This is a genomic window from Mesorhizobium metallidurans STM 2683 (genome assembly GCF_000350085.1).
In the GTDB taxonomy this organism is placed as follows: Bacteria; Pseudomonadota; Alphaproteobacteria; order Rhizobiales; family Rhizobiaceae; genus Mesorhizobium; species Mesorhizobium metallidurans.
Window position 1 is genome coordinate 1 of record NZ_CAUM01000064.1, and the last position, 22,778, is coordinate 22,778.

Sequence of the window (22,778 nt, forward strand, 5' to 3'; positions counted from 1 at the left end):
AATAGTGGTCTTCAGGACATCGAAACGCACGGGACCGATTCGACCGGACTGATCGTGCAGTCGATTGGCGGTGGCGGCGGTAATGGCGGCTTCTCGGGAGCCGTCGGCATTGCCGCGGCGGTGTCGGTTGGCGGCACCGGATCGGCCGGCGGCAATTCGATGGCTGCGAGCGCCGATTTCAACGGCAGGGTCGATACGCGGCAGGACCGGTCGGCGGGCATCGTCGTGCAGTCGATCGGTGGCGGCGGTGGTAACGGTGGGGGTGCGTTCACGGGCAGCTTCGCGGTTTCGGTCGGCGTCGGCGGCGATGGTGACGTTGGTGGCACCACAAGCACGGCCAGATATACCTCCAATACGAGCACGATCACGACGCGCGGCAACGATTCCGCCGGCCTCATCGTGCAATCGGTCGGTGGTGGCGGCGGCAATGGCGGCTTCTCGGTCAATATCTCGGCGGCGGTTGCCGTCGGCATCGGCGGCGGCGCCAGCGTCGGCAGCAATGGCGAGCGTGTCGATGTAGACATCAACACCGCTACAGTCGGCACCGGCGGCGACCGGTCGATAGGCATTCTTGCCCAGTCGGTCGGCGGAGGCGGCGGCAGCGGCGGCTTCACGCTTGCGGGATCCGGGGCCGTTTCCGTCGGCATCGGCGGTGAAGGCGCCGGCGGCGGCAATGGCGGCGAAGTTTATGCCACTGTGCGTGCCGGCAGCATTTCGACCTCGGGAGAATATTCCCATGCCTATGTCGCGCAGTCTGTCGGCGGTGGCGGCGGCGCCGGAGCCTCGACAATCTCGGCCGGGCTGGGTGTCAACGTTGGCGTCGGTGGCGATGGAAGCGTCGGCGGTGTCGGGCGCAACGTCACGGCGTCGAATGGCGCGGTGTTGCAGACGGACGGCATTTTCTCGCATGGCTTCCTGGTGCAGTCAGTGGGCGGCGGCGGCGGCTCCGGTGGGTTCTCGATCGCGGCCGGTCTCGGTCCGGCGGTGTCCGTTGCTGGCGGTGGCGAAGGCGGCGGCAGCGGCGGCGAAGTCCGTGCAACCAACACCAATAGAATCACGACACGCCAATATGGTTCGATCGGCCTGTTCGCCCAATCGGTTGGCGGCGGCGGCGGTGATGGCGGCTTCAGCTATGCCGTTGGGACGACGGCCGCCGTTTCGGTCGGCGGCGGCGGTGGGGCAGGTGGCGACGGCAGGTTGGTCGACGTAACCAACAATGCCAACATCAGGACATACGGCGGCCTTTCGCATGGCATCCTCGCGCAGTCGGTGGGCGGCGGCGGCGGCAATGGCGGCGCGTCGAACGCCGTATCGGCTGGTCTGGCGGCCATTTCCGTGTCGATCGGCGGCGGCGGCGGCGGGGTCGGCGGCAACGTCATCGTTCGCCATACCGGCGACATCACAGTCAACGGCGGCGGCGCCAAGGGCATCTTCGCGCAGTCGGTCGGCGGCAGCGGCGGCAGCGGCGGCGATGCGTTCGCCCTGTCGGCAGCGGCAAACATCTATCCTTATCCGGCAGGCGCGCTTTCTGTGTCCGTCGGCGGGTCGGGCGGTGCGGGCGGAAACGCCGGAACGGTGGAGGTCACCGGCAACGGTCACATCGCATCGGTGGCGAATCCGGATGTGCTTGGTGATGATGGCCAACCGATAAACCCCGACAATGGCGGCGGCATACTGGCGCAATCGGTCGGCGGTCGCGGTGGCGACGGCGGGCGCAGCCGTACCTATTCGGGCAGCTTCAGCCCCACGGTCAGCATCAATCTGGGTGCATCCATTGGCGGCAAGGGCGGTGGCGGCGGCGGCGGCAACACGGTAACGGTCAATTATGGCCTCAGCGATCCGACGAGTTCGATCGAGACGACGGGCAACAATTCGCATGGCATCCTCGCCCAGTCGGTCGGCGGCGGCGGCGGCAATGGCGGCGACTCCATGGCTGGCGCCGGGGGACTCGGCGGCACCGTCACCGTCAATGCCACGGTAACGATCGGTGGATGGGGCGGCGCCGGTAACACCGGCGGCACCGTCAATGTCACCAATGCCGGTACGATCGTAACGAGGGGCCATACCAGCAACGCGATCCTCGCCCAGTCGATCGGCGGCGGTGGCGGCTCGGGCGGTTCGGCCAGCGGTACGACGGCGTCGGTCGACACGGGCTCGAACGTCAACGTCAATGCCAATGTGGCCATCGGCGGCCAGGGGGGTGACGGAAACAATGGCGGCGCGGTCACTGTCATAAACTCCGGTGCGCTGGATACGTTTGGCGATTTCTCCAACGGCATCCTGGCCCAGTCGATCGGCGGCGGCGGCGGCGCGGGTGGATCGGCCGATGCCAAGGCGCTCAATCTCGGCGGCAGCGAAGGCACCACGGTCAACGCGAACCTCGCAATCGGCGGCGGCGGCGGTGACGCAACCGGAGATCGCGACCGCGATGGCGTCACCAACGGAGCGGAATGGGGCACCTATGCGCTCGGCGGCGGCAGCCGCGGCATGAAGGTGACGGTGAACAATTCAGGCGACATCCATACGCGCGGATATGGGTCTGCCGGCATTATCGCGCAGTCGGTCGGCGGCGGCGGCGGCGTTGCGGGCGCCGCGGCGGCGGGCAGCGAGGGCAAATATGGCGGCGGCGCGACCGTTTCGGTTGGCGCGGGCATCGGACTGGCGGGCGGCGATGCCGGCAATGGCGGCGAGATCGAGGTAACCAACACCGCCAGGATCCAAACCGACCGCGACGAATCGAATGGCGTTACCGCAAGCTCCGTCGGCGGCGGTGGCGGCATCGGCGGTGCGGCGTCATCGGGCGTCGAGGCCGAGTATGCGATTGGCGGTTCCGTGGGGGGATTTGGCGGAGCAGCAGGCACAGGTGGCCTTGTGCGCGTCTTCAATCGCGGAACTGCTGAAATCCGCACCTTTGGCAATCGGTCCGTCGGGATCTTCGCGCAATCGATCGGCGGCAGCGGTGGTGCCGGCGGCGGCGGCGAGAGCCAGGGCTCGGGCGCGACGCTGACCGTGAATCTGGTCGTCGGCGGCTTTGCCGATGGCGGCGGGGCCGGCGGCGAGGTGATCGTGGAAAATGCCGGCATCATCACGACCGGCAGTCTGGACCTGTTGACCGGCGCGCGCACCGGCCACGGATCGCACGGTATCCAGGCGCAATCCATCGGCGGCGGTGGCGGCAGTGGTGGAGCGGCAGGTACGACCAGCGAGGAGGCGGAATATCAGATCGCCGCGACGCTGAGCGGCAAGGGTGGCAAGGGCGGCGCAGGTGGCAATGTGACGGTCACCAATCAGGCAACCGGCCGTATAGTGACCGCCGGTGACAACGCCCACGGCATTTTCGCGCAATCGGTCGGCGGTGGCGGCGGGTCCGCCGGCGCGGGCAACAGCCAGGCCGAGGGCGGCGACACGACCGTGACCTTGCAACTCGGTGGAACCGGCGCCGGGGGTGCCAACGGCGGCACTGTCCGCGTCACGAATTATGGAGATATCACCACCCTTGGCGTCATGTCGCACGGCATCTTCGCTCAATCGATCGGCGGCGGCGGCGGCGCGTCGAGTTCCCTGACGCAGGCTTCGGACGGCAAGACCGCCATAGGTATTCAACTGGCACCCGAGGATCTGCTCCCCGGCCCGAACCAGGTGGTCGGCGCAGGCGCGAATGGCGGCGCTGTCTACGTCCATCATAACGCAGGCACCATCAACACATCCGGCGCTGGCGCCTTGGGTATCTTTGCCCAGTCCGTGGGTGGCGGTGGCGGCTTCGGCGGCTCGATGACCAACGAGTCCGAGGGCGACGGAGCTTACTCGCTCCAGGTCGGCGTGGACGGCGGGTTCGGCGGCGATGGCGGCTATGTGGAGGTGCTGGTCGCTGGCGACATCCACACCACAGGCGCCTTGGCGCATGGCATGGTGGCGCAGTCCGTCGGCGGCGGGGGCGGAATGGGCGCGGATGCTTCCGGCAAGGCTGCCGTGGCGCTGGGCGTTGGTGGGCTCGGCGGAGCAGGCGGCGACGGCGGCAACGTCTATGTCGAGCGCACCGGTACGATCATCACCGAGGGCACGGATTCGATCGCCATCGTCGCGCAGTCCGTGGGCGGTGGCGGTGGCATCGGCGGGACCAGCTTCGGCCGGTTCGCGACCGATGACAATGGCGGCGGCCCAAGCGAATTGTCCCTGGAGATGCTGGACGGTTCCATGGGCGTCGGAGGCACCGTCACCGTCATCCAGACCGGTGAGATCGAAACAACAGGCATCCGCTCGCACGGCATAGTTGCCCAGGCGGTCGGTGGCGGCGGCGGTATCGCGGGCGGCCTTAACAAGGGCGCCGGCTCGGCGGGCGGTATTGGCGATGCCAATGCCGCCGCGGCGACGGCGAACAGCCAGATCGCCGTTTACGGCGCGGAAAGCTATGCGCTGTTCGGCCAGAGCGCGACCGGCCAGGGCAACGCCAATGCGGTTACGCTGACCGCAAGGTCCAACCTGTTCGCGCAAGGCGCGGATTCGGTTGCTGCCTATGGCGAAAGCACGGCCCAGGGCACCAAAGGCAATATCACCATGAATCTGAATGGCCAGTACACGATCGGCGGCGCGGCGACCGGTGTTGCGGCCATGCTGGTCGGTGGCCAGAACAACACGGTGAACAGCAACGGCCTTCTTTACGCGATGGGGCTGACGGCGTCCCTTTCTTTCATGAATGAGGCAGATCTGACCGCATACCTCCAGGAGCTTGCTGCTGGAGGGCCGATTGCGCCTGAGAAGGCGATCCTGGAATCGCTGCTCGACGATTTCAGCCCGTTGTCGATCACCGGCACCTCCGGCAACGACCAGGTCAACAATCAAAGGGCAGCCAACACGCTTGGCCGCGTCATCGGCAATATCGATCTCGGCGGCGGCCTGAATGGCTTCCACAACTTCGCCGATTCCTCGGTGGTCGGTCTCGAGACCATCGATCTCGGCGGCGGCACCTTCCTCAATGACGGCCTGATGACAAACAAGGGTATCGCGATCGTGGAGACGGTCGATGTGACAGGCGGCGTCACCCAGAGTGCTACTGGCGATTTTGTTGCCGACGTCGATCTCAACAATCAGATCACCGACGCCCTTGCCTTGACCGGCGCCGGCAATTTCAACGGCGAGGCGCCGCTGAATTTCCTGTCGATCGACAAGCTGTTTGCGGAATATGTGCTGGCCAGGGGTTCCTCGATGGTGGATTCCGGCATCACGCCGACGACACTGCATCCGGCGGTCGGTTTCAACTTCCTGACCAGGGTGGACAACGGCACCGATCTCGTCCTCTACGCCGACAATCCGACCTTCCTGGAGTTGGCGCAGGATCCGGGGTCCGGCACCACTGACCCGGGCGTGTTTCAGATGGCGCAATATCTCGACGATCTCGAAGCGTCGTCGAGCCCGGACAATCCGATGGCGCGGCTGATCAACATGCTGCGGTTCCTGCCGGACGAGGCGGCCCTTGGCGCGGCGCTGACCAGGCTGACGCCGCATTACGCGGTGCATGCGTTCGAGATGGTCAACCGCTCGGCCGACATCATGCTTGAAACGGCACGCGAATGCACCGGCGTTCCCGCATACAAGAACTCCGACGGGCGCTGCGTCTGGGGCTCGATCAGCCCGCAGGCGGAATACAACCGCGACGCCGGGGCCGGAACGACCAGTCGCGACGACGTCTTGAAGACGATGTCGTTCGGCGCCATCGCCGAGGTCAGCCAGAACTGGTCGCTGGGCGCCACGATCGGCCGAACCGAGTTCCAATCGGAAATCCGTTTCAACCAGGATCTGCTGTCGAGCACCGAGGGCGAATCCTGGCAGGCCTATGCCTTGGCGAAATACGAGAACAAGAACTACTTCGTCGATTTCGCGCTCGGCGGCGGCACCGGCATGTTCGACGGCGAACGCGATACGAATGTCGATCAGGTAGGTTTTATTCCCGGCGAAACGCTGGCCGGCGTCTATCTGCCGGAATTGCTGCTCGACGGTATCGGCAACAGCGTCACCTATACGCAAAGGACAGCCCAGTTCGGCGGCTCGGCACGGTTCGGCGTGACGCAGCAGATGGGTGCTTTCTACCTGCAGCCGACCCTGCAGTTCGATGCGCGCTGGCTTCGCGTTTCCGGCAAGGAGGAAGGCTCGGTCGCCGCCTTCAATTTCGACGGCAGTTCCAACACCTATTATTCGGCAACGCCGGGTATCGAACTCGGCAGCGACATCGCGCTCAGCGACATCGCCAGCCTTCGCGTCTACGGCAAGGCGGGCGTTGAGTTCTCGAACAAGGAGTGGGAGATCGAGGGTCGTTTTGCCGCCGCCGAAGGGCTACCTGGCAACCCGACGCTGACATTGACAGAAAAGGTCGATTCGCCGCTCTATCGGTTCGGCGCCGGTCTCGAACTCAATGGCGTGAATGGCGTCGGCATGGCCGTCAGGTATAATGGCGCCTTCGGTGAAACTGTAAAACAGAACGCGGTCAGCGCATCCCTCAAGGTCAGCTTCTAGAGCATGATCCCGAACCGGAGGTCCGCGCCAGCGAAAAGTGGAATCCGGTTTTCGGAAATGATTATGCTCAAACAAGAACCTGAGGCGAAGGCGGGCAAGAAGGGGTTTTCATGAGAAGCAAGGCGCATTTTGCGGCGATGCTGGGCATTGCCTGCATCGTCGGGTTCCCGGTCGCGACGGCGGCGGCGCAGACCAAGGCCGACAAGGCGGCGCCGGTCGAGGGCGCGGCCAAGGCGCCGCAATTGCCCGGCGGCGCGTCGGCTCTGTCCGAAACCCATGGCGACTGGACGGTCAATTGCCAGATCGCCGGCATAAACAAGGCCTGCAGCCTGTCCCATCAGCAGTTCAACAAGCAGAGCGGCCAGCGCCTTCTGGCGATAGAATTGGCAACCAAGACCGCCGAGCAAGCCAATGGCACCCTGGCGCTGCCGTTCGGACTGGCGCTGGCCAAGGGGATCAATCTCGAGATCGACGACAAGAAGCTGGAGGGCTCGCTGCAATTCAGCACCTGCCAAGCCGTCGGCTGCCTGGTGCCGGTGGCATTCGACGCGAAAATTACGCCCTTGCTCAAGGCCGCCACGACGTTGAAGGTCAATGCGGTTGCGGTGGATACCGGTCAACCGGTCAGTTTTTCCATCTCATTAGCCGGCTTCAGTGGTGCGCTTGCCCGGACCGCGGAGCTTTCGGCGGATTGAGCCTCGCCCTGTTTACTCGACTTCGCGCAGGCGGTACCCGACGCCGGTTTCGGTCGCGATGTAGCGCGGCTGGTCCGGCGTCTTCTCGATCTTTTGCCTGAGCTGGCGGACATAGACCCTGAGATACTGCACATCGGTCGAATCGCCCCAGACCTGTTTCAGCAGAAACTGGTGGGTGAGAACCTTGCCCGCGTGCTGCACGAGGATGCGCAATATGTCGTATTCCTTCGGCGAGAGCTTTATCTCCCTGTTCTCGACCTTGACGATGCGCTTCACCAGATCGACCGTGAGATCGCCGGTATGGAATACCGGTTTCTCGCCCTGCTGCTGGAATTTGTGACGAAGCGCCACGCGGATGCGCGCGACCAGCTCGTTCATGCCGAACGGCTTCGTGATGTAGTCGTCGGCGCCGAGTTCAAGCGCCGTGACGATGCCGGCCTCGTCGGTGCGGCTGGAAAGGATGACCACGGGGATGTCGAGGCCGTCGTCCCGCCATTTGCGCAGCAAATCGTGGCCGCCCATGCCGGGCAGGCCGAGATCGAGCAGGATCAGGTCCGGCCTTTCCGTCTCGACGAGTTCGATCGCCGCCTTGGCGTTCGGCGCCTCGCTGATCGCATAGCCCTGGCTGCCGAGACCGACCCGGAGCAGTTTTCGGATCGGCGGCTCGTCATCGACGACCAATATACTGACGTTCGAATGTGTCATGCCAAGTCACCAGTATTCGGGTCATCGGTGTTGGGCTCATCCATCCTGGGATCGCCTCCATTTTGATCGCCTATAGGGGGCGGCTCCGCCGGCACGGGCATCCTGATCGTGAAGACCGCGCCCGAGCGGTCGGTCCTGTTTGCCGCCGCTATGGTTCCGCCCATCGCCTCGATGAAGCCGCGGCAGATAGACAGTCCCAAACCGGTGCCGGCACGGACCTGGTCGCGCTTGCGCACCCGGTAGAAGGTATCGAAAATTCGCTCCAGATCCGCCGGTGGAATGCCCGGCCCCTCATCCATGATCTGCAGGATGACGGAGCCGTTGTCGGCCCAGCCCCGCAGCCGGATCGTCGACCCTGGCGGCGCGTATTTCGCGGCATTGTCGAGGAGATTGAAAAGCACCTGCTCGAACAGGACCGGATCGAGCTTCAGCATCGGCAGGTTCTGCGGAATGTCGATTTCGGTCTTGTGCTCGCCGATGATTTTCCTCGCCCGCTGCAACGCCGACCCGACAATGTCGCCGACATAGTGGAAGGCGTAGTTCGGCTCCATCGCGCCGGATTCGATCTTGGTCATGTCGAGCAGATTGGCGATGAAGCGGTTCAGCCGTTCGGATTCGTCTAGCACCGTCGACAAGAGCTCCGTCCGGTCTTGCTCGGGAAGTGCGGGCGCGAACTCCCGCAGCGTTCCGGCAGCGCCCATGATGGCGGCGAGCGGCGTTTTCAGGTCATGCGAAATCGAGGTCAGCAACGCCGAGCGCAAGCGGTCCGCCTCGGCCGCGAGCTTGGCCCGGTCGACATCGGCGACAAGCTGGATGCGCTCGATGGCGACAGCCGCCTGGTCGGCGAGAGCGTCGAGGAGACGCTGCTGTTCGGGCGTCAGCAGCGGCCCCTGCTTGTCGTTGTCGAGGCCAACGACACCGACCGCCGTGCGGCCGGTGCGCAAAGGAAGATAGAGGCGCTTTGCGCCGGGCAGGGTGTCGGCGCCACGGCCCGCGGCGCGGTCGTGCTCCCAGGCCCAGCGGGCGGCTGCGATGTCGGCCTCGGCCAGCGTGTCGTCGGGCGGATAGCCGGCCTTGACGGTGATCGTGCCATTCTCGGGCAAAAGCAGCACCACGCGCAATTTCAGCATTGAGGCGATCTGGAAGGCAGTCGCCCACAGCACGTCGTCGAGCGTGCCGGCGCCGGCAAGCTTCTTGGAGAAGAGGTAGATGTCCTCCGTAGCGCGTGCCCGTGAGCGGGCGGCGACCGCCTGGCGCTGCACGCGCGCGGTCAGATTGCTGGCGATGACGGCGACAACCAGGAAGACAGCCAGCGCAACGATGCTTTCCGGGTCCTGGATCGTCAGCGTGTAGCGTGGTTCCAGGAAGAAATAGTTGAAGGCAAGGGCGCTGATGAGGCAGGCATACAGAGCCGGCCAGAGACCGCCGGTCACCGCCGACGTCAGGACCCCGATGAGAAAGATGATCGCCAGATTGCGAACGTCGAGAAACTGGTCGAGAAGGACGGCGAAGGCGAGCGAGCCAGCGACATAGGCCGTGGCCTTGAGATAGGGCCAGACCTCGAACTGCGTCTGCTCGGTCGCTGCCTTGACGCTCCTCGACGTTGGCTCGGTGCCCCGGTCGGTCCCCGAAATGACATGGACGCTGATGTCGCCGGCATTGCGGATGAGATCATAAGTGAGCGAGCCTTCGATCAGTTCGCGCCAGCGCGACCGGGTCGGCCTGCCGATGACGATATGGGTGAAGTTGTTCGCGGTGGCATGGCGAACGATGTCCTGCGCGACGTTCTGACCCGGAATGGTCGTCACCTCGGCGCCGAGCTGCTCGGCAAGGCGCAGCAGCGTCGCCAGCCGATCCTTGTCCTCCTCGGACATGACGGCCGAACGAGGGGTATCGACATGAAGCGCCGTCCATGGGGCGCGGAGCCGGTCGGCCAGCCGGCGCGCATAGCGGACACGGGCCGCCCCGCCCGGACGCGCGTCGACGCAGACGAGAACCCTTTCCCCCGCCGCCCACGGTCCGGGGATGGCGTGCGCCTGCATGTGGTTCAGCAACTGCTCGTCGACACGCTGCGCGGTACGCCGCAGCGCCAGTTCCCTGAGCGCCGTCAGATTGCCCGGCGAGAAATAGTTCTCGATGGCGCGCTGGGCGGTGTTGGGAAAGTAGACCTTGCCTTCCCTTAGCCGCTTGATCAGGTCGTCGGGGGTGAGGTCGATGATCTCGATGTCATCGGCCTGGTCGATGATGGAATCGGGAACCGTTTCGCGCACCCGCACGCGCGTGATCTGGGCCACCACATCGTTCAGGCTTTCGACATGCTGGATGTTGAGCGTCGTGTAGACGTCGATGCCATGCGTCAGGATTTCCTGGACGTCGAGATAGCGCTTGGGATGACGGCTGCCGGGCGCGTTGGTGTGGGCGAGCTCGTCGACGAGAACCAGCGCCGGGCGCCGGGCGAGGATGGCATCGATATCCATCTCGTTCAGTGTGCGGCCCTTGTAGTCGACCTGACTGCGCGGGATGACCTCAAAGCCTTCGACCAGCGCCTGGGTTTCCTTGCGCCCGTGCGTCTCGACAATGCCGATCACCACGTCGATCCCGTCGGTCAACCTGGCGCGGCCCGACATCAGCATCTCATAGGTTTTGCCGACGCCGGGGGCCGCGCCCAGGAAAATCCTCAGACGACCGCGCTCCTCGCGCTCCGCATGATCAAGCAGCGCGTCGGGAGAGGGTCTTGTTTCGGCGTTGCGGCTCTCGTCCGGCATAGGCATCGATCATCAATGGCGCCGGGGACCGTGTCGATCCCCGTCTCTGCCATCATTGCTTCGTCGCATCGTCCAGTGCAAGGTTGAGGGCGAGCACGTTGACGACCTGCTCGCCCATGAAGCCCAGCTCGCGGCTCTCGACATGGCTGTCGACGAGCGACTTGATCTTCGCTTCATCGACGCCCCTGGCCTTGGCCACCCTGGCGACCTGGAAGTAGGCGGCTTCGGGACTGATATGCGGGTCGAGGCCGCTGCCGGACGTGGTGACGAGATCCATCGGCACCGGCGCGCCCGGATTTTCTGCCTTCAACTTCTCGGCGTCGCCCTTGATGCGGTCGATCAGCTTGGCATTGGTCGGGCCAAGGTTCGAGCCGCTTGAGGAGGCGGCGTTGTAGCCGTCGCCGGCAGCCGAGGGGCGGCCGTGGAAGTAGTTGTCGCCGGCGAAGGCCTGGCCGATCAGCTGGGAACCGACGACCTTGCCGTCCTTCTCGATCAGGCTGCCATTGGCCTGGCGCGGAAACAACGCCTGGGCGATGCCGGTCATGCCGATCGGATAGATCAGGCCGGTCAGCACCGTGAAGAAGACGATCATGATGATCGCGGGTCTGATTTGATTGAGCATGGACGTGGTTCCTTATGCGAGGCCGATGGCGGTGATGATCATGTCGATCAGCTTGATGCCGACGAAAGGCACGATGATGCCGCCGAGGCCGTAGACGAGAAGGTTGCGGCTGAGCAGCGCGCCGGCGCCGATGGCGCGGTATTTGACGCCCCTGAGCGACAGCGGGATCAGCGCTATGATGATCAGCGCGTTGAAGATGATCGCCGACAGGATGGCGCTCTGCGGCGTCGCCAGATGCATGATGTTGAGCGCCTGCAGCGGGCCAGATGTCTGCCCCGGCGCGACATAGAAGACGGCGAACATGGCCGGGATGATGGCGAAGTACTTGGCCACGTCGTTGGCGATCGAGAAGGTCGTCAGCGAGCCCCGCGTCATCAGCAGCGCCTTGCCGATCTCGACGATCTCGATCAGCTTGGTCGGGTCGCTGTCGAGGTCGACCATGTTGCCGGCCTCGCGCGCGGCGACCGTACCGGTGTTCATGGCGACGCCGACATCGGCCTGGGCAAGCGCCGGGGCGTCGTTGGTGCCGTCGCCGCACATGGCGACCAGCTTGCCCTTGGCCTGTTCGTCGCGGATGAGCTTCAGCTTGTCCTCTGGCGTCGCCTGGGCGAGGAAGTCGTCGACGCCGGCTTCCGCCGCGATCGCCGCCGCCGTCATCGGGTTGTCGCCGGTGATCATCACCGTGCGGATGCCCATCTTGCGCAACTCGGCGAAGCGTTCCCTGATGCCGCCCTTGACGATGTCCTTGAGATGGACGACGCCGAGCAGGCGCCCGTCGCGCTCGACCGCCAGCGGCGTGCCGCCGGACTTGGCGATCTCTTCGGCGATCGCCTGCAGGTCGCGGACGGCGTCGCTGGCCGGGGGCGCGCCGCTGCCGGCGCGCGTCGACTGGCTGACGTGAGCCAGAACCGAATCGACAGCGCCCTTGCGGATCGACGAGCCGTCGATATCGACGCCACTCATGCGGGTCTGCGCGGTGAATGGCACGAAAGTGGCATGCAGCGTTGCCATGTCGCGGGCGCGGATGCCGTATTTTTCCTTGGCCAAAACGACGATCGAGCGGCCCTCGGGCGTTTCGTCGGCGAGCGAGGCGAGCTGCGCCGCATCGGCCAGTTCCTGCTCGGTGACGCCCTTGACCGGGCGGAACTCCGTCGCCTGGCGATTGCCGAGCGTGATCGTTCCGGTCTTGTCGAGCAGCAGCGTGTCGACGTCGCCCGCGGCTTCCACCGCACGGCCCGACATGGCCAGCACGTTGAAGCGTACCAGGCGGTCCATGCCGGCGATGCCGATGGCCGAGAGCAGGGCGCCGATCGTGGTCGGAATCAAGGTGACGAACAGGGCGACCAGCACGGTCACCGAGATGTAGCCCCCGGAATAGGCGGCAAAGCTCGGGATCGTCGCCGTGGCCAGCACGAAGATCAGCGTCATGCCGACGAGCAGGATGTTGAGCGCGATCTCGTTCGGCGTCTTCTGGCGCGCGGCACCCTCGACCAGCGAGATCATGCGGTCGAGGAAAGTATGGCCGGAGGCAGCAGTGATGCGCACGCGGATCCAGTCAGACAGGACCTGCGTGCCGCCGGTTACCGCCGAACGGTCGCCGCCGGATTCGCGGATGACCGGAGCGGATTCGCCGGTGATCGCCGCCTCGTTGACGGAAGCGACGCCTTCGATAACCTCACCGTCCGACGGGATGATGTCGCCGGCCTCGACGAGCACGGCGTCACCGACCTTCAGGCTGGTGCCGGGCACCAGCTTGAATTTGGTGCGGTCCTCGCTGGTCAGAAGCTTGGCCTGCGTCTCCGTGCGCGCCTTGCGCAGCGAGTCGGCCTGCGCCTTGCCGCGGCCTTCGGCCACCGCTTCGGCGAAGTTGGCGAACAGCACGGTGAACCACAGCCAGACGATGATCTGCAGCGTGAAGCCGAAATCGCCGCCGCCAGTGACGAGGTCCCTGAGGAACAGGACCGAGGTGAGCAACGAGACGACGGCGACGACGAACATCACCGGATTTCGGATCAGCGTGCGCGGGTTCAGTTTCCTGAAGGCTCCGCCGATGGCGGGCCACAATATGCGGGCATCCATGATAACAGCGGATTTGGACTGGCTCATTTGGTGGCTCCAGTATCAATGTTGTTGGACGGCGCCGATCGATCGGATGCCGAAAAGAGATGCGGCGGCCCGTAGGCCAGCAGCCAGATCACGATCATGACTGCCGCAATGCCGAGGAAGGTGGATATGGTCGGGAAGGGAGGGGGAGTTGCCTCCCCCTCATTGTCGGCCCGGGGCCGAGCCTTGCGACGCATGATGTTGAGCCAGGACATGACGTTATCCAAGATGGGCGGCTCAGAACGTCTGCCCGTTGATCATCGCCAGGTGCTCGACGATCGGTCCGATCGCCAGCGCCGGGAAGAAGGTCAGGCCGACGACGATCAGGATGACGCCAACCAGCAACCCGACGAACAGCGGACCGTCGGTCGGGAAGGTGCCGGCGGAGGCCGGAACCGTCTTCTTCGCCACCAGCGAGCCGGCGATTGCCAGCGCCGGGATGATGACCAGGAAGCGGCCCATCAGCATGGTGATGCCCAGCGTGATGTTGTACCAGGGCGTGTTGCCGGTCAGGCCGCCGAAGGCCGAGCCGTTGTTCGCCGCCGCCGAGGTGTAGGCGTAGAGCACCTCGGAGAAGCCGTGCGGCCCTGCATTGGCCATGGAGGCGACGCCGGTCGGCAGCACCACCGCGATGGCGGTGAAGATCAGCATGGCCAGCGGCAGGCAGAGGATGGCAAGCATCGCCATCTTCACTTCCTTGGCCTCGATCTTCTTGCCGAGATATTCGGGCGTGCGGCCGACCATCAGACCGGAGACGAAGACGGCGACGACGATGAACATCATGATGCCGTAGAAGCCGGCGCCGACGCCGCCGACGATGACTTCGCCGAGCTGCATGTTGACCATCGGGATCAAGCCGCCGAGCGCGGTGAAACTGTCATGCATGGCGTTGACCGCGCCGCAGGACGCGGCCGTGGTGATGACCGCGAACAGCACCGACAGAGCGATGCCGAAACGGGTCTCCTTGCCCTCCATGTTGCCGCCGTCGATGCCCAGCGCATGAACCAGCGGATTGCCTGATGCTTCCGCCCAATAGCAGACCGCAACGCCGGCGATGAACAGCACGCCCATGGCGGCCAGGATCGCCCAGCCCTGGCGCTGGTTGCCGACCATGCGGCCGAAGACGTTGGTGAGCGCGGCGCCAAGGGCGAAGATCGATACCATCTGGATCAGGTTGGAGATCGCATCGGGGTTTTCGAAGGGATGCGCGGAATTGGCGTTGAAGAAGCCGCCGCCATTGGTGCCGAGCATCTTGATGGCGACCTGCGAGGCGACGGGGCCAAGCGCGATCGTCTGCTTTGCGCCCTCGAGCGTGGTGGCGTCGACATAAGGCCCAAGCGTCTGCGGCATGCCCAGCCAGACATAGACCAGCGTCAGCACGATGCAGAGCGGCAAGAGGATGTAGAGGGTGCAGCGGGTCATATCGACCCAGAAATTGCCGATCGATTTCACAGAGGCGCGGGCGAAGCCGCGGATCAGCGCGACCGCAATCGCAATGCCGACCGCCGCCGACATGAAGTTCTGCACGGTGAGGCCAGCCATCTGCACGAGATACGACATCGTGCTTTCGCCGCCATAGTTCTGCCAGTTGGTGTTGGTCGGGAAGCTGACGGCGGTGTTGAAGGCGAGGTTGGGCTCAACCGCGGTCATGCCGGCTGGATTCAGGGGCAGGACCCCCTGCAGCCGCTGCAGGAAATAGAGCACCAGGAAACTGGCCAGGCTGAAGAACATGATGCCGGCCGCGTAGCTGGTCCAGTGCTGCTCCTCGCGCTCGCTGGTTCCAGAGATGCGATAAAGACCTCGCTCGATCGGGCCGAGAACAGGCGAGAGAAATGTACGATCGCCGTTGAAAACGCGATACATGTGGCCGCCGAGCGGCTTCACAAGCAAAACGACGATCCCGCAGTAGACGAGGATCTGTAGCCATCCGTTGAGAGTCATGATGTAGCTTTCGTGCCTGGCGCCAGTTGCCGTCAGAAGCGTTCTGGGCGAACGAGGGCGTAAGTCAGGTAGGCGAGAAGGAACAAGGTCACACCGCCACCGAGGATATAGTCGACAAGCATGTTGCGATCCTTCCGCTAAAGACTGTCGCAAGCTTTGATGTAGGCGAAGGACAGGGCGAAGAACAAAACCCCTATCCCGATAACGATGATATCCATCGCGGATGTTCCTTATTTTCGTTTTATTTTCGCTTCGCCTGCATTCGGCAGGAAATCACGTGAAAACACGCGGTCACTGCAACAAGCAGCGACCGAGATCAGTGTCTCCCGGCGGAATATGGGTCAAAATGCCATAAAGGTTCGAGACGCGGCGGAGAGGAAAGAAATAAAAATCCTATAAGGATTTTACTGTCGCGATCTCAACGCCGGCACCGCGTTTCACGTCGTGCGCCGGCAACAAAGCCCGCAGAAAATCAGGCGCCAGGCACGTAGATCACGGCGTATTTGTCGGAATAGGCCCGTTTCCAGCCCAGCTCGTCGAAGAAGGGAATGCGGCTGTCGTCCGCGGTCAGCAGCGCCCAGTCGATCGCATATTTCTTGAGCTGTGCCTGAAGGATCGGCTTTCCGCCGCTGCGGCCCGTTTCGGTATCCGTCTTCATAAAGCCGTTGAGAAAGAGCTGATCCGTCCGGCCGTCGATGAATGTCTTGATGCCATGGAAGATCAAGCTGCCGCCGAAATTGTATGAATTCAGGACATTGCCCGACAGGTGACGGCTTTGCGCGAATGCAAGCGCGTCCCGGGCGGAAGTCTTCTGGCTCGGCTCTGCCTGATAGGCGCTGGTGATCAGGGCGACCGCGCCCACCACCAAAACGCCGGCCACGCCGCAGATCTGGTAAAACCATCTGGCGATAAAGCGCTCCAGCCCGTCGCGCTTGTCCGCCATCCATTTCCCCAGGGAAAGCGCTGGATATTGCTCCGCCACCTCGACCGCAATCACGATCGGCACCAGCAGGAAGAACAGATACATGAAGCGCAAATGGGTGAGATAGACATGCAGGGCAAAGATGATGAACAGCGCCTTGGCCCAGCCGATGCGCAGCCTCGACACAAGCAGCGCGAAAACGAACAGCAGGATACCGACTTCCTGGAGCGGTTGATCCGAGGCGTCGAACGGCCGCCACTCTGCGATCAGGGGAACCGCCTCATTGCCGTAGGCTACCGTGAACGTGGCGAGGATGGCCTTGACGCCATAGGGATTGAGCAGGCTGACCAGCGGGCAAAGCAGACCGAAAGCAACCCATTTGGCAAGGAGTGCGGGGTTGGACAGGCGGGTTCGCGCAAGAAGATCGAGACCGGCGAAAGCCGCAATGACGAAGCCTACAGTAAAGGTCGCGTGCAGATTGGCCCATAGCACAAGCAGGGCAAGCAGCCACAGAGGCGGTGCTCGCTCGTCGCGCGCCGCGCGGAAAAGCGTTGCCGTCCAGACCACGATGATGGGGAAGGTGAAGATGTGGGGGCGTGCTGTGTAGATGGGCGAGATCATGGCCGCCGCGAACAGGGCCAGCCCGACCGCAGCGACCGGTCTCAGCCAGGCGCTGAGATGCCATGACAGCAGCGAGATCGTCAGCGCAATGGTGGCGATGATCAGCATCGCCACGCCGTTCCAGCCGCCTGCCGTGTAGGCGAGCGCGAGGAGAACCTGCCCGAGCCATTCCTTGGCGATCCATGGCTGGCCGGCAAAGGTATGAGAATAACTGTCGACAAGCGGGAACGTACGGTTTGCCAGCAGGTCGAGCCCAACCTTGACCTGCCACCAGCAGTCGGGATCCTGCAGGATTTCGACGGCGTGGGCGGAAAGCGCGAACCCCACGAGAGGCGCGACGAGCAGGCAGAACAGCAACCGGGACCGCTGCGCGTCATTGACCGGCGACACGGCCGCCATGGTCGCCTGAACCGCGTTCATATCACTTCTCCAGGCCGCTTTGCGGCAGGTTGATCAGAGGTTTCGGCTGGTCGCTCATCCCGGGGCAAGGCGTTCGGTCAGACGGCAGGCTTGAGCGCATGCACGAAATATTGCGCCCCCACGGGAAGCCCGGTCAGGTAACGCTCCAGCGGCCGCAATCTAGCGAGCAGGCGCGGGAAGAAAATCCGGTAGACGATGGCGGGACTGGAGAAGCCCGCCGCTTCCATTCGCGCGCGCATGTCGCGGCCGTTGATCAGCACCGCATTCTCGTCGAAGGCACAGTTTCGCACCGCGTGCGTCGTCAGCGGGTTCCAGGGATTGTGCTCGAACAGAAAGAAGCTGCCGCCGCCGGCCAGTACGCGCCCGATCTCCTTGATCAGGCCGACATGGAGATCTTCAGGAATGTGATGAAACACGCAGGCGGCGAAGGCGAGGTCGAAACTGCCGTCTTCATAAGGGATGGTTTCGCCATCGAAGGGCCTGAAATCGGCCTGGCCGGGAAAGCGCTTGCTGGCGATGTCGAGCGACTGCGAGGATGGGTCGAGCAAGGTGATCTCGCTGTCGGGAAATGCGGCGCGCATCGGTCCCAGCGAATTGCCGACGCCGGCGCCGAAGTCGAGGATCCGCCGTGGTTTCACACCGGAGCGCGCGAGCCGTGCCGCGACGTCGTCGATCTTGTACTGCGCAAAGAAATCCGGCATTTCGCCGCTCAGCCGGATGCTTGCTGCGTGCTGCTGCTGATACTCCAGCGCGAACTGGTCAAACTCGGCCTGAAGCACGCGCGGCTCCTTTCGTCATTTCCCGGGCCAGCTCCTGCAGGCGATGGACGGGCAACTCCGCGGTGGCGGGATCGTGGGCAGCGATCTCGTTGACGAGATAGAGAGGCCGCCGCTTGGTCTCCATATACATGCGCCCGAGATATTCGCCGAAAATCCCAAGGACCAGAAGCTGGACGCTGCCCAGGATCAGGACGATCGCGGCCAGGCTGGTCCAGCCGGGCAAGACGCTGCCGGCAAACCAGGAGAAGAGCGTGTAGCCGAGCGCGGCAAGCCCGAGCAAACCGAAGATCATGCCGAGATGCGAGGCAAACCGCAGTGGCACGATGGAGAAGCTGGTCATCGCATCCATTGCCAGAAGCACCATCTTCTTCAAGGGATAGTGCGTGGTGCCGGCGAAGCGCTGATGCCGCTCATAGGGAAAGGCCACCTGCTTCAGGCCGATCCAGCTCACCATGCCGCGAATGAAGCGGTAGCGCTCCGGCATCGCATTGAGATGATCGAGCGCGCGCCGGCTCATCAGGCGGAAGTCTCCGGAATCGAGCGCCATGTCGACATCGACCATCTTGCGCAGCAGGCGGTAGAACAATGCGGCGGTGCCGCGCTTGAACCAGCCTTCGCCCTGGCGCTTCAGCCGCTGGCCGTAGACGACGTCGAAGCCCTCATCCATCTTCGCCATCATGGCTTCGAGCAATTCCGGCGGGTCCTGGAGATCGGCATCGAGGATGAGAATGCGCTGGCCGCGGCAAAACTCCAGGCCGGCGCTGAGCGCGACCTGGTGGCCGTAATTGCGGGCAAGGTCGATGCCGACGACGTGGCTCTCCTGTCTGGCGAGCTCGAAAATGGCCTCGCGGGTGCCGTCGGTCGCGCCGTCGATCACCAGGACGATCTCATAGGAATGGCCGGCCTGTGCCTGGCAAACGGCCGTCACGCGCCGGTAGAGTTCGGCGACCCCGCCAATTTCATTGTAGCAAGGCACGACGACGGACAGCGCAATGGCATGCCGCGCGGCGATCTTGTCTGTCTGCACCAAAGCCCAACTCCCCATGGTCAGAATGGGAATAGGCCGAATTTGTTAGAAAACCGATAAAAGCGTCGCAGGATTCCTGGCTATCACACCGCCATCAAGATCCCTTTATGCTTTCGGCTATTTCTTCCAGCACCTTGCGGTCGTTGCCGTGGCGCCTGATCAGGGTCCGGGCTTGGTCAAGCGTAATGCCGGCTTCCTCGGCGAAATGCCGCACGTCTTCGTCGGCTATCTCCGAGCGGTCGCTTGTGTCGGTCCTGGTCTTGTCCTCTGCCATGGCGGCTCTCCTCGTTTCGACCGAGAGCATAACGGAGAAGATTTCGTCGAGTTCCCCCGGGCCAGATCCGTCCCGGTGGAGCGGGATGGATCGTTGTTTCGGTTTGACCCCAAGTCCGAACCCCAGGGTTCGGGGGGCAGGCCGAACCAGGCCGCCAGGTCGCTCGGAATCTTGCCGCCATGGCGGATGATCGTTCGTCGCGTGGCGCCAATGGAATGCGCAAGGAGGTTAGTCGTTCCGGGCCTAGCGCGCCCGATGGTCGAACACGACACCCATGGTCTTACCAATTGCCGTCATCACGATAAGCTCGACGAGATCATCGTCGCTGTCCTGGCAAGCCGGGCTCGTCCGACGGACGGCGTCCAGTGCGGCCCTGGTCGATATGGTGTCGCCGGCGCGGAATTTTGAAAGCGCAGATGAAACAAGTTCTTGGGCCGTCAGGCCGATGACAGGCACACTCAACGCTGCGTTCATTGGCTCCTCCCACCATGAACCCTCTCCCACAGGAATGATACGCCGAACAGCGGTTTGCGCCAGCGAAATAGTGGTCCGACCAGAGGCCAAACGCGGGTGAAGGAGCCTTCGTTCAGGGCAAATCCGATAGATCCTTGCGGCGCCGGCCAGGCTTCTCTTTCGCTTGCATCTCTTGGGCCGGTTTGATGCGGATACGCATGGTTCCGCCCTCGGGATGATCAATCTCAAAGGCGTTGGTCTTGCGTACGAGGTCGCTCAGCTTGCGAAAGCCGAAGGTTCTGGGATCGAAGTCCGAAGCCAGATTGGCGAGTTGATTGCCTACGGTGCCGAGCGGCACCCAGCCGTCCTCGGTTTCCATCTGTGAAATGACCTTGGCGATGATCGGCGTCGCGGCGCTGGGCGGCTGTAACGATTTCGCCGGTACCGCGTCCTGAGTGTTGGCTGGCGCGGTCGGAAGCAGGTTCTCGGTGTAGACGAACCGGCGGCATGCCTGCCGAAAACTCTCCGGTGTTTTCTGCTCACCAAATCCATACACGTCGATCCCGTGTTCCCTGATGCGAGCGGCAAGGCGGGTGAAATCGCTGTCGGACGATACCAGGCAGAAGCCTTCGAACCGCCCACTGTGGAGAAGATCCATCGCGTCGATGACGAGCGTGATGTCGGACGCGTTCTTGCCGGTGGTATAGGCAAATTGCTGCTGCGGGATGATCGCGTGCTTCGACAGCACATCGGCCCACGCCTTTGAACGGGCGCTGGAGAAGTCGCCGTAGATGCGACGAACGCTTGCCTCACCGATCTTGGCGATTTCCTCGAACAATCCGTCGGCAATCTTGGCCGAAGCGTTGTCCGCGTCGATCAGCACCGCAAGCCGTGGAGAACGTGGTTCAGTTGGCAAGGCAGGCCCCTATTTTGGCGTTGCACCAATGACATATGATGCAGCGGCAACATTCGAAACCCTTTTTTCGAGATTCCAGAGGCAAGCCTTACGTCGATGGCGCTTCAAGGGTCCGTGTTCTTCTCTGCGGACAGTGTCGCAACCACCTCCAGGAAATGCTTGTCGCTTGCGGACAAGGCCGGCTCGCGCCACGCAGCCGCCATCGGCAAGGACGACTGGACGGTACGCGACGCCAGGTCGCGCCACTCTGGCATGCCTGCGGTGACGAAGCCCAGACCGCCGCCCGCCGCGACCAGACCGGCCAGCGTCGTCATCGGCGTTACCTCCTGGACGATCCGCGGGCCAATGCCGTCCGCCCGAAACAGGGCAATCACCCGGTCATATATGCTTAGGCCGCGAGCGGCCAGCGCTCGAACGGGTCGGCCGCGTGCCGCTGCCGCACGGAGCGCATCATGTCGACGTGGCGGGGTAGGTACGCCGCTTTCCAAGAGCCACGCAGGACAGTGGCGCAGGCCCCCCGCGGCTGCGGCGCTCTAAACGGTTGCCGTCGCCAACCCGACGGCGGACATCAGGGGATCGATGATCCAAAGGCCGGTCTCTTGCCGCAGTCGCTGCACAAAGGGCGTCATGCCGGCGCAGCCCAGCACGATCACACGTGCTCCGCGCCGCTCCAGGCGACGCGCGCCGGCGAGCAATGCTTCAAAGACCTCAGGGGTGTCCACAAGATCCGGAACCTTTATGCCGACCGCCTCGATGCCGGCCAGCCTTGCTTCCAATCCCAGAGTTCTCAACAGGCGAAGCTCACCATTGATGTCGTCGTCCAGGTTGGTGAGGATGCCATAACGTTCGCCAAAACTAAGAGCCGAGGCTACGCCGGCCTCGCACAGCCCGATGACGGCCTTGGCCGAAAACTCACGCGCGCCGACGACGCCAGGATCACTAAAGCAGGCAATGATGAATGCATCATAATTGCCCTTCTCACGCTCGATAAGCCGGTAAAGGGAAGGGATCAACTCCTGGGATTGCCGCGCCGTTTCGATGCCGAATGGTCCCTCGGCCAAGGTGCGGCAGTGGATCTCGGGTCCGCCGGCAAATCTCAGCCGTTCAACGCTGCGGTCCATCGCGGCGGTAAAGGCTTCGTTGCTGTTGGGATTGATGACGAGGATGCGCCGGTTCAAGTTTTATCTCCCATGCCAGGCTTGTTTTCCGGCGTGCCGAGAGCTTTCCGGATCGGCGGCAGGCCCTGCAGGCGCCTGGAATAGAGCCGCTTTTGGATGACGCGGACCAGAAAAATCGCCTAAGCTCGGTGTTCCCCAGTCGCTGAGAGGAACGAACCCATGGCCCCAGTCGTCGCGTCCGACAAGCTCGAACGGACTACAGTCTGGGCGGAAGACGACCCGTCGGTCAACTGGGCCGGCGCCTTCGCGCTCTACGGCGGACACGGCACGACCCAGTCCTCGATGATCGTCTACGAGATCGAGCCCGGCAAGCGGCTCGGCTGGCACAGCGATGCCACCGAGGAGACGCAATACATCATCGCCGGCACCGGCGAACTGCACATGGAGGACGGCACCACCCATCCGGTCGGGCCCGGCAGCGTGTTGGTCCTTCCGACGCCGGTCCGGCACGACCTCGTCAATACCGGCACTGAAACCCTGCGGGCGGTCGCCTTTTTTGCGGCGGCGATGTTCACGCAGACCTTCGACAACGTCATGCTGCCGCCGAAATCTCACACCCTCGGCACGCCCAATCGGGCGGCATGAACGCGGCGGGACTATCGACGATCGAAATCGCTTCCGTTTCGACGGGCAGCCGGACGAGTCCTGACACTCTGCCGAGTTGTCTACAAGTTGCTGCGGTGTTTCAAGTGCTTGCTAGCCAAGCTGGCGGACTACGAACGATGAAGATGAGAACTATGTCTACGCCATAGCCCTCTAAAATGGATAGGCGTTTCGTTCCAACGATCCTGAGCCCGGGGGTCGACGCGAGAGGGGGGCCTGACCACCTGAGATGCAACTGCGCTAGGCA

General features: G+C 63.7%; 18 protein-coding genes. 3 read left to right on the forward strand and 15 right to left on the reverse strand.

Annotation, left to right across the window (positions count from 1 at the left end):
* The first annotated feature begins 54 nt into the window (after window positions 1-54).
* Together MESS2_RS11185 and MESS2_RS11190 are read left to right on the forward strand one after the other, a co-directional pair.
* Window positions 55-6,507, forward strand: coding sequence for an autotransporter outer membrane beta-barrel domain-containing protein (locus tag MESS2_RS11185; RefSeq protein ID WP_008874328.1), 6,453 nt, complete (start codon window positions 55-57; stop codon window positions 6,505-6,507).
* Between the two features lie 110 nt (window positions 6,508-6,617).
* Window positions 6,618-7,202 (forward strand): invasion associated locus B family protein, encoded by a 585-nt coding sequence (locus tag MESS2_RS11190; protein WP_008874329.1) that lies wholly within the window; start codon window positions 6,618-6,620, stop codon window positions 7,200-7,202.
* A 12-nt stretch (window positions 7,203-7,214) separates the two neighbouring features.
* Here the strand turns inward: MESS2_RS11190 and MESS2_RS11195 are convergent, their stop codons facing one another.
* From MESS2_RS11195 to MESS2_RS11260, 15 genes are all read right to left on the reverse strand, one after another.
* The gene (locus MESS2_RS11195) at window positions 7,215-7,907 is read right to left on the reverse strand and encodes a response regulator transcription factor (protein WP_008874330.1); all 693 of its coding nucleotides are present in this window, start codon (window positions 7,905-7,907) and stop codon (window positions 7,215-7,217) included.
* Window positions 7,904-10,672: a sensor histidine kinase gene (locus MESS2_RS11200; protein ID WP_040592703.1), complete on the reverse strand. Its 2,769-nt coding sequence runs from the start codon at window positions 10,670-10,672 to the stop codon at window positions 7,904-7,906. Before MESS2_RS11200 ends, MESS2_RS11195 begins: the two co-directional genes overlap by 4 nt.
* 52 nt (window positions 10,673-10,724) lie before the next feature.
* Window positions 10,725-11,294, reverse strand: coding sequence for a potassium-transporting ATPase subunit KdpC (kdpC, locus tag MESS2_RS11205; protein WP_008874332.1), 570 nt, complete (start codon window positions 11,292-11,294; stop codon window positions 10,725-10,727).
* 12 nt (window positions 11,295-11,306) lie between these two features.
* On the reverse strand, window positions 11,307-13,400 hold the full coding sequence (kdpB, locus tag MESS2_RS11210) for a potassium-transporting ATPase subunit KdpB (protein ID WP_008874333.1): 2,094 nt from the start codon (window positions 13,398-13,400) through the stop codon (window positions 11,307-11,309).
* A complete protein-coding gene (locus tag MESS2_RS11215) occupies window positions 13,397-13,612 on the reverse strand; it encodes a hypothetical protein (protein WP_008874334.1) in 216 nt (71 codons plus the stop codon). Before MESS2_RS11215 ends, kdpB begins: the two co-directional genes overlap by 4 nt.
* Before the next feature lie 22 nt (window positions 13,613-13,634).
* The gene (gene kdpA, locus MESS2_RS11220) at window positions 13,635-15,338 is read right to left on the reverse strand and encodes a potassium-transporting ATPase subunit KdpA (RefSeq protein WP_008874335.1); all 1,704 of its coding nucleotides are present in this window, start codon (window positions 15,336-15,338) and stop codon (window positions 13,635-13,637) included.
* A 32-nt stretch (window positions 15,339-15,370) separates the two neighbouring features.
* Complete coding sequence (gene kdpF, locus MESS2_RS30870) at window positions 15,371-15,460, reverse strand: K(+)-transporting ATPase subunit F (RefSeq protein ID WP_081609884.1); 90 nt, start codon at window positions 15,458-15,460, stop codon at window positions 15,371-15,373.
* 350 nt (window positions 15,461-15,810) lie between these two features.
* Entirely contained in the window at window positions 15,811-17,301 is a 1,491-nt protein-coding gene (locus tag MESS2_RS11225) for a hypothetical protein (protein WP_008874337.1), read from the reverse strand.
* A 77-nt stretch (window positions 17,302-17,378) separates the two neighbouring features.
* A complete protein-coding gene (locus MESS2_RS11230; protein ID WP_008874338.1) occupies window positions 17,379-18,080 on the reverse strand; it encodes a class I SAM-dependent methyltransferase in 702 nt (233 codons plus the stop codon).
* Window positions 18,061-19,110, reverse strand: a complete 1,050-nt coding sequence (locus tag MESS2_RS11235; protein WP_008874339.1) for a glycosyltransferase family 2 protein — start codon at window positions 19,108-19,110, stop codon at window positions 18,061-18,063. Before MESS2_RS11235 ends, MESS2_RS11230 begins: the two co-directional genes overlap by 20 nt.
* Before the next feature lie 91 nt (window positions 19,111-19,201).
* Window positions 19,202-19,381, reverse strand: a complete 180-nt coding sequence (locus tag MESS2_RS11240; RefSeq protein ID WP_008874340.1) for a DUF3606 domain-containing protein — start codon at window positions 19,379-19,381, stop codon at window positions 19,202-19,204.
* A 243-nt stretch (window positions 19,382-19,624) separates the two neighbouring features.
* Window positions 19,625-19,855 (reverse strand): hypothetical protein, encoded by a 231-nt coding sequence (locus MESS2_RS11245; protein ID WP_008874342.1) that lies wholly within the window; start codon window positions 19,853-19,855, stop codon window positions 19,625-19,627.
* 112 nt (window positions 19,856-19,967) lie between these two features.
* On the reverse strand, window positions 19,968-20,750 hold the full coding sequence (locus MESS2_RS11250) for an NYN domain-containing protein (protein WP_040592704.1): 783 nt from the start codon (window positions 20,748-20,750) through the stop codon (window positions 19,968-19,970).
* Window positions 20,751-20,854: 104 nt separating this feature from the next.
* Window positions 20,855-21,064, reverse strand: coding sequence for a hypothetical protein (locus MESS2_RS11255; RefSeq protein WP_008874344.1), 210 nt, complete (start codon window positions 21,062-21,064; stop codon window positions 20,855-20,857).
* A gap of 219 nt (window positions 21,065-21,283) precedes the next feature.
* A complete protein-coding gene (locus tag MESS2_RS11260; protein ID WP_008874345.1) occupies window positions 21,284-21,928 on the reverse strand; it encodes an aspartate/glutamate racemase family protein in 645 nt (214 codons plus the stop codon).
* 159 nt (window positions 21,929-22,087) lie between these two features.
* On the opposite strand from MESS2_RS11260, the gene MESS2_RS11265 reads away from it, so the two are divergent.
* On the forward strand, window positions 22,088-22,513 hold the full coding sequence (locus tag MESS2_RS11265) for a cupin domain-containing protein (RefSeq protein WP_008874346.1): 426 nt from the start codon (window positions 22,088-22,090) through the stop codon (window positions 22,511-22,513).
* Window positions 22,514-22,778 lie beyond the last annotated feature (265 nt).